Annotated in this window: 8 protein-coding genes; 4 read left to right on the forward strand and 4 right to left on the reverse strand. The window is 67.5% G+C overall.

What is annotated here, in order from left to right:
- The first annotated feature begins 143 nt into the window (after positions 1 to 143).
- Genes HUU95_RS05585 through HUU95_RS05600 form a run of 4 tightly spaced genes read left to right on the forward strand, consistent with a single transcriptional unit; the run spans position 144 to position 1,658 of the window.
- Positions 144 to 305 carry a hypothetical protein gene (locus tag HUU95_RS05585; protein WP_174279209.1) on the forward strand — a complete coding sequence of 54 codons (162 nt, stop codon included), beginning with the start codon at positions 144 to 146 and terminating at the stop codon, positions 303 to 305.
- Positions 305 to 721 (forward strand): DUF1622 domain-containing protein, encoded by a 417-nt coding sequence (locus HUU95_RS05590; RefSeq protein WP_174279216.1) that lies wholly within the window; start codon positions 305 to 307, stop codon positions 719 to 721. Before HUU95_RS05585 ends, HUU95_RS05590 begins: the two co-directional genes overlap by 1 nt.
- Before the next feature lies 1 nt (position 722).
- Positions 723 to 965: a hypothetical protein gene (locus tag HUU95_RS05595; protein WP_174279210.1), complete on the forward strand. Its 243-nt coding sequence runs from the start codon at positions 723 to 725 to the stop codon at positions 963 to 965.
- Between the two features lie 6 nt (positions 966 to 971).
- Positions 972 to 1,658, forward strand: a complete 687-nt coding sequence (locus tag HUU95_RS05600) for a haloacid dehalogenase type II (protein WP_174279211.1) — start codon at positions 972 to 974, stop codon at positions 1,656 to 1,658.
- Positions 1,659 to 1,673: 15 nt separating this feature from the next.
- Here the strand turns inward: HUU95_RS05600 and HUU95_RS05605 are convergent, their stop codons facing one another.
- From HUU95_RS05605 to HUU95_RS05620, 4 genes are all read right to left on the reverse strand, one after another.
- A complete protein-coding gene (locus HUU95_RS05605) occupies positions 1,674 to 2,510 on the reverse strand; it encodes an MBL fold metallo-hydrolase (RefSeq protein WP_174279212.1) in 837 nt (278 codons plus the stop codon).
- A gap of 371 nt (positions 2,511 to 2,881) precedes the next feature.
- Entirely contained in the window at positions 2,882 to 3,454 is a 573-nt protein-coding gene (locus tag HUU95_RS05610) for a LysE/ArgO family amino acid transporter (RefSeq protein WP_254602643.1), read from the reverse strand.
- Positions 3,455 to 3,570: 116 nt separating this feature from the next.
- A complete protein-coding gene (locus HUU95_RS05615) occupies positions 3,571 to 4,137 on the reverse strand; it encodes a hypothetical protein (protein ID WP_174279214.1) in 567 nt (188 codons plus the stop codon).
- A gap of 23 nt (positions 4,138 to 4,160) precedes the next feature.
- Positions 4,161 to 6,188, reverse strand: a complete 2,028-nt coding sequence (locus tag HUU95_RS05620; RefSeq protein ID WP_174279215.1) for an L-dopachrome tautomerase-related protein — start codon at positions 6,186 to 6,188, stop codon at positions 4,161 to 4,163.
- Between the last annotated feature and the right edge of the window lie 232 nt (positions 6,189 to 6,420).

The raw sequence follows: 6,420 nt of genomic DNA on the forward strand, positions 1-6,420 counted from the left end.
ACCATCCCAATCACCGATGACTTTGGCGAGATCACGCACGTTCGGTTCGACCGTCGGTCGCTGGCATGGTCGCGACCGGAATGTTCGTCCGGCGAGCGGGCCTTCCGCGTCGGCCTGGCACCCGATGGCGGGTGTCCGCCGCAATGGGTGCCGCGGCGCTGGCGGCTTGGCCGCTCATCAGTGCCGGCGTGGTAATCGCGCTGTCGGTCCTCTTGGTCGGTTCGCCGATCGAGCGCATGATCCGCGACCGCGCGCGCGCCGCCCTCGCAAAGACGAACCGGCGTGACATGCAGGAGCGCCCGTGATGACCGAAGTGGATTACGTGCACCTGGTGACGCGGGTGGTGGAGGTGGTTGGCACCGCGATCATCGTGGTCGGCTCGTTCGGTGCGCTGGTGGTGTTCCTCGCGAACATGGCCAGGACGACGGCGCCGCGCGAGACGCTGGTCGCGAGCTTCCGCTCCAATCTCGGCCGTTCCATCCTGCTCGGGCTGGAGTTCCTGGTCGCCGCCGACATCATCAACACGGTCGCGGTCGAGCCGACGATTCAGAGCCTGATCGTGCTGGCCGGCATTGTCCTGATCCGCACGTTCCTGAGCTTCTCGCTGGAGGTGGAGATCGAGGGGCGCTGGCCGTGGCAACGGGCCGGGGTGACTCAACCGGTAACGCCTGGCGTAGAAGCGCCGGCAGCGCACCATTTCAGCAACTTATCAGGAGAATGACATGGAACAGCCCGGCCTGCACGGACGCCATCGCGACAAGGATGGCGAGATCAGTCGCAAGCACGGCAACACGCTCGTGAGCACCTTGCGCAAGGTCTACGGCCCGTCCTTCGCGCCGGGCGCGACACCGCACGAGAAGCTCTCGACCGTGCTGGCGAAGGTGGACGAGCCGTCGCTCTCCAGGCTGGTCCACGACCATGAGCGCGGCGAGCTGGCGAGTAAGCTCGCCGCCGCCCAGGCCTGACGGGCGATGTTCGGCCTCGGCGGTCCAGCGCGGCCCAAGGCGGTCGCGTTCGACGTGATCGGCACGCTCTTCCCGCTCGAGCCGCTGCGCGCGTCGATCGTCGCGCTCGGCCTGCCGCCGGCGGGGCTGGAGGGCTGGTTCGCCGCCGGATGCCGGGACGCATTCGCAATGGCGGCGGTGGGCGACTTCGCCCCGTTCGCGACCGTGCTCGACGCGGCGCTGGAGCTGGTGCTCGCCGAACAGGGGCTGACGGCGTCTACGCACGAGCGCAGGGCGGTGGTGAAGCAATTGGACGCCCTCGACGCGCGCGAGCACGCGCGGGAGGCAATGGCGCTCCTCGCCGAGGCCGGCATCGCCCTGGTCGCGCTGTCCAACGGCGCGAAGAGCTCGACCAGCAAGCTGCTCAAGCGGGCTGCGCTTGGTAATCTGGTCGCGGAGATCGTCTCGGTCGATGATGTCAAGCTCGCGAAGCCGCGGGCCGAGGTGTACCGACATGCGGCCGAGCGGCTCGGGGTAAGGCCGGAGGAGATGGCGCTCGTCGCCGCGCATCCGTGGGACATCAACGGGGCGGCGGCGGCAGGTCTCGCCACCGCCTATCTGGACGCCGACCGGCCCTTCTCCCGCACGATGCGCAAGCCGGACCTTCAGGGCACCACGCTGCTTGAGCTAGCGCGACAGATCCTCGCGCTCTGACATCCAGGAATCCAGCTAGCGGCCGGCGAGCAATTCGTATTCGATCACGTCATGAGCACAGAAAATGCGGACCTCGTCGCCATGGTCCGACGCTAGGCGCCGCAATCGTTGCAGGTTCGCGAGCCGCGCCACGCGATCGACCTCCATCAGCTTCTGATATCCGCGCAAGCCGGGCGGGCACTCGTACGAGTCACCCCCGATCTCGCCACGGAAGAAGTAGGCGTCGGCCGCATAGAGGAGCCACTTGCCGTTCTCCTCCTGCACCGCGACGCCGCTGTGGCCCCAAGTGTGGCCGGGGAGCGGCACTAGCAGGATCTCGGGTGGAAGCCCTTCTAACCCGCGCACCGTGTCGAAGCCGAACCAGGGCTCGCCGCTGCCCATCGGGTACAGCCGCCAGTTCTCGACGCCGTCCCACTGCCCGGGACGGTAGCGCCGGTGCGCGACGAAGGCGCCGCCGTTGCCCTGGTCCGCCACCTCCTTCTCGCGCGCGGTGACGTGCACGGCGGCGTTGGGGAAATCCTCGAGCCCGCCCGCGTGATCGAAGTCGAGATGGGTCACGACGATGTGCCGCACGTCGGCGGGATCAAACCCTAACGCGCGCACCTGCGCCACGGCGGTCTCCCCGGCCCGAAGCTGCGGATCGTTGAGGGCGAGGAAGAACTTGGCGAGGCGCCGCTCGGGATTGTGGACGTCCCTCGTCCCGTAGCCCGTGTCGACAAGCACGAGACCCGCCTCGCTCTCGATCAGCAGGCAGTGACAGACGAGCGTGCCACGCAGGCCGTCGCTGCGGCCGTCGAACATTCGACCGCCAAGCGGACAGCAGGTGCCGCAGTTCAGGTGGTGGATGCGCATCAGCGCAGCGTCCAGCGGCGCAGCCGGACTCTGGTCCGTTCTTCCAGCGCGGCCTCGCGCGATCGGTTCTGCCACCACCAACCGGCCAACGCGCCCAGGCTCGCGACTAGGACAGCGCCGGAGAGTTCGGCGAGCGGCGACGGACGCGAGCGGGAGGATCTATCGTGCACGGTCACAGAACGATCGGCATGCGGGTCGGACGCTCGATCCCTCGGCTCTATTTGCTCAACCTCGGTTAGCCCCGCGCCCTCACCGTTGTTCTTCCTGCCATCAAACTCTCGATCTGCTCGCCTCGTCAGCTGGGGCGTCGCTCGCGTTGACAAGCGCCGAACCTCCTGCGTGTCGCGGACCCGATAGTCTTAATGGTCAGACTACCCTAATGCTGGCGTGACGCGAACGAGCAAGGAGGCAGCCAGGGTCAGCATCACAACGCCGACGAACGCGTCGAGGACGCGCCATGCCGCCGGTCGGGCGAAGACCGGTTCGAGCAGGCGAGCACCGAAGCCGACCGCGGCGAACCAGGTGAAACTCGCCACCGCCGCACCGGCCACGAAGATCGGGCGCAGTTCGACCGGCTGGCTTGATCCGGCGGCACCCATCAGCAGCACCGTGTCGAGATAGACATGCGGGTTGAGGAAGGTGAACGCGGCCGTCGCCGCGAGCACCTGGTTGAGCGTCGCGCCCTGGGTGTCGCCGACGACCATGGCCTGGGGAGCAGCCATGCGGCGCAGCGCCTTGACCCCGTACCAAGCGAGGAACACGGCGCCGCCCACCGTCAGGGCGGTGGTCAGGCGCGGAATGGCGGCGAGGAAGACGCCGACACCGCCCACCCCGGCCGCGATCAACAACGCATCGGCACCGCCGCAGAACAGCACGACCGCGCCGACATGCTCGCGCCGCAGCCCTTGCCGCAGCACGAACAGGTTCTGCGCGCCGATCGCCACGATGAGCGCGGCGGACAGGAAGAACCCCGACGCGAAGGGAGAGAGGATGCTCGTCATCGAATTACTTACCTAGCGCCAGCCACCCTGCGGCATGTCGCCGTCCTGTCGACCGGCAGTCATGTGGGAATGTCAGCGATGCGCTCGGCGTTCGCTAGTGCGATACCGTTCTCGCGGTGGTGGAAGTCGCTGAGCGCCTGGTAGACCTGTAGTCGCGCGCGCATCACCGAGCCGAGCGGCCGGTGCGCGGCGAGGCTGTGCGCCGGGGTGAAGGTCATCACCTCGTCGAAATAGCGCACCCGCTCAGGACCATAGGCGGCCTGGCGTGGCAGCCGGATCGTCGCGATCGTGCGGTAGGGGCTGACCTCGACCGGCCAGTCGACCGGCGCGTCCTCGATCGGCTGCCGATCCTCGTCCGTCCAGAGCTGTGCCTTGAGCTCGTAGGTCGCGTCATGCGCGGCAAAATAAGCGGCGGCGGCATGGCGGAAGCTGTCCTCGTACTCGGGCACGACCAACTCGCCGACCACGCAGGCCGAGCTCTTGGCGTGGCTCGCCCGCACCGCATGGTGTTTGCGCTGTTCGACGGTCTCGGTCTGGGCGGTCATGCCCTTGATGATGCCGTCGATCGTCGCCTGCTCATCGGCGTCAGGTTGCTCAATAGTCGGGCTGTAACGAAGATAGGTCATGGATTGTCGCTCGTGTTCGATGATCAGCGGGCGGGCTGAAAGGAGAAGAGCTGCGTCCGGATCGACGGCGGCGCGCCGGGGGTGAACCACTGCGTGTCCTGGATATGGCTGGCGGTGACGTAGATCGTGCCGTCCGACCCCTCGGCGAAGGTGTCGGGCCAGCGCAGCCGCCTGTCGGTGAGGACGGTCTCGACCGCGGTGCCGTTCAGCCGCTTGATCGAGTAATCGGTCGGCGAGGTGAGATAGAGCGTGCCTGCCTTGCTCATCCACAGCCCGTCGGCGACATGCGTCGTCGCGACGGTCCTGACCGCCCTGGCGCGATCGGCCTCGCTCACCTCGGCGCGCAACTTGGCGGTATCGATCGAATACAGCGTCTCGCCGGTCAGCGCCTGCCAATAGAGCGTCCTGCCGTCGTTCGCGGTGGCGATGCCGTCGGCGGCAAAGGCGGGCTGGCGGCCGTCCGGCCGCACCAGCGGCTTGCCGTCGAGCTTCACCGTCACGCGCTTGTCGATCTGCGTCGAGGGGTGGCCGTCGAGCGCGCGGAAGCTCCTGCCGCTCTCCAGATCCACGACGATGATCGCGCCGCGCGTGCCGCTGTCGGTGATGTAGCCGGTCTTGCCGTCGGGCGAGAAGCGGATGTCGTTGAGGTAGGTGCCCTGCAACGCCACGTCGCCCGGCACCGCGATGACCTTGGTCACCGCGTTGCTCTTCAGGTCAATCCGCACGAGCTTGGGCGCGCCTTCGAGGATCTTCTCGTTCCCCGGCGCGCCGGGATCGAGCACCCAGAGGTTGCCATGGCCGTCGGGCACGATCGACTGCACGCAGACGAAATACTCGCCGACCGGCAGCTCGTTGGCGCGGGCGTTGCGCCAACTGTTCCACTTCGCATCGGGATAGGGCTTGAGCGAACCGTTCGGCAGCACCTCGGCGACGGAGATCGGTGCATCGTCGGTCCAGCGCGGAAAGTTCACGAACCGGCGGCCATCCTCGACGACAGCGACACCGGTCACCTGATGATCGAACTGCGCGACCTGCGTCAGTGGCGAGCGCGTCTGCGCGATCGCGCGCGCGCCGACAGTGACGGCGGCCAGCGCGCCGATCGCGGCGAGGCCGGCAACGAAGGGCTTGGCTCTGGTCATGGTGAGGCTCCGGTCGACCATGTCGGTCAGGGTGGCGGGATCGCCGGTGAAGAGATGGATCAGATGCCGGGCGACGGCGTCGGGGTCCTCGCGCTGCGCAAAATGGCCGACGCCGGACAGCGTTACGAAGCCGAACGGCCCGGTGAACCTGGACGGTACGGTCTTGGCGGCGGACGGCGGGTTCACACCGTCGACAGCGCCCTGGATATAGATCGTCGGCAGCGACAGCGCCTCGATCGCCTTGACCTTGTCCTCCAGCCATCGGCTCGCCGGATCGGGTTCGGCCTCATCCCAGCGGGCTCGATAACTGTGCAGCGTGACGTCAACCCAGTCGGGATTGTCCCAGGCTTCTGCAACCCGGGCGAACGTCGCCTCGTCGAACCAGCCCGGCGGCGACCAGTTCACCCAGTGCCGATGCGCGAAGCCGCGCCGGTCGGCGCGGATCGCTTCCGCGCCGCGCGCCGTCGCCATGAACCAGTGGTACCATTGCCGCTGCGCCTGCTCAAACGGCGGGGTCGGCATCCCGCCGAGGCGAGGCGGCGTGCACAGCATCGCCATCCGCTCGACCCGGTCGGGCCAGCCCACCGCCATCGCCTCGGCGGTGTTCGCACCCCAATCGTGGCCAACGACCATAAAACGCTCGATGCCGAGCCCGTCCATCAGCGCGATCATGTCGATGGCGAGGATCGCGCTGTTGCCGGTTCGCGCGACACCGTCCTGGAGGCGCGACGTTCCGAACCCGCGCAAGGTCGGTACGATCGTCCGCAGCCCGGCCTCATTCAAACGCGGCACCACCGCGTCCCAAGTCGAGGCGTCGTCGGGCCAACCGTGGATCAGGAGGACGACCGGCCCGTCACGCGGGCCAGTGTCCGCATATTCGATGTCGAGGGAGTCTGTTGCTAAACTGGGCACGACACCTCTTGTAAACGAATGGGCAGCGCCTTGCTTGATGTGAGTTGAGCGCCACCGCAACGTCGCACTTTGGTCAGCATCGCGGTGCACTGCTCGACGAACGGAACGATGGTGACAGTCACGTTCTTGACATTCGGAGCCGTGCGTTCCCTCGCCTAGGGTCAGGACCCATTGATGTGAGTGCCGCGATCTGATTCAGGCTCCGTGAGGAGACCCCCGGATGAGCGACCTG

This window comes from Sphingomonas bacterium, assembly GCF_903643065.1.
Lineage (GTDB): Bacteria > Pseudomonadota > Alphaproteobacteria > Sphingomonadales > Sphingomonadaceae > Sphingomonas.